Source organism: Chryseobacterium sp. YIM B08800, from assembly GCF_026163565.1.
In the GTDB taxonomy this organism is placed as follows: domain Bacteria; phylum Bacteroidota; class Bacteroidia; order Flavobacteriales; family Weeksellaceae; genus Chryseobacterium.
The window spans coordinates 1-739 of record NZ_JAPDKN010000116.1; the positions used below are offsets into that span (position 1 = coordinate 1).

At 31.0% G+C, this 739-nt stretch carries 1 protein-coding gene; it reads left to right on the plus strand.

Features of this window, described 5'->3' with window-relative positions:
* Positions 1–319: 319 nt before the first annotated feature.
* Positions 320–739, plus strand: a 420-nt coding sequence (locus OEW74_RS19560; protein ID WP_265430077.1) for a peptidoglycan-binding protein LysM, incomplete at its 3' end; no start/stop codon positions are given.

Below are 739 nucleotides of genomic sequence, written 5' to 3' on the forward strand. Positions count from 1 at the left end.
TTAAAGACGAAATTGTAACAAGTATTAAGATTGAAAATAAGGGAGCAATATTTAATTTGAATTAAATATAAGAACCTAAAAAGCAATAAACAGTGCCTTATACTGCGACTGCTTTATAAAAAACACAATAATTCTATATACACCCTCAACATTTTGAAAATGTTGAGGGCTTTTTTATTTAAACAAGATCCATAATTCGTGTAGTTATTTTACTACAACAACTTCCATTTTCAACTACAAAGAAAATTTTTTCGCCGCTATAAATTTGCAGTATACAAAAGAGAACAATTAAACAAAATTAAAAATCAATATTACTTCCATGAAAAAATTAATAGCACTCGCAGCCTTAACTATCGGATCAACTTTATTAGGAACTAACAATGTATATGCTCAAAATACAACCGATACAACAACTGTAAATATCACCCTTAACGATGTAATCTCAATCGACGCGGGAAGTACAGCAATCGGTAATACCGTTGACTTTAACTATGCTACTGCAGCAGACTATAATTCTGATCAAACCATTACTAAAGCTAATTCTTTAAAAGTTACTTCAACAAAAAACTTTAACGTAAAAGTAAAAGCAGGAGGTGCTAATTTTATGAACGGAACCAACTTAATTCCTGTAAATGTATTAACAATCAAAGCTGCTTCAGCTTCAGGAACAATGGGTGGAACAAAAAACGCTGTTGTTTTATCTGCAACTGATCAAAATTTAGTTACCAATGCTCCGCTT